Below are 233 nucleotides of genomic sequence, written 5' to 3'. Positions count from 1 at the left end.
CGGTCACCAGGTCGGCGGCCGGGCCGGCGGCCTCCATGGCGTCCAGGTGTTCGGCGGTGATCTGCTCGACGCGTTCGGTCAGCAGCCGCATCCGGCGCACGGTGAACTTGCCGACCAGCGGCTTGCGGTAGCGGCTGTGCTGGGGGTCGTCCATGAGCAGGAACTCGCCGGGCGGGGCCGGAGGCACCTCGATGTCGCCGTAGTCGATCAGCGGGTGGTGGCGCATGAGCTCC

General features: G+C 71.2%; 1 pseudogene. It reads right to left on the bottom strand.

The window, feature by feature from the left end:
- A pseudogene (locus FAF44_RS54220) lies at positions 1 to 233 on the bottom strand (cytochrome P450); the annotation flags it as partial.

The organism is Nonomuraea sp. MG754425, assembly GCF_021699195.1.
GTDB lineage: Bacteria > Actinomycetota > Actinomycetes > Streptosporangiales > Streptosporangiaceae > Nonomuraea.
Note: the sequence above shows the minus strand (reverse complement) of the source record. Positions and strands in the feature narration are given on the sequence as shown.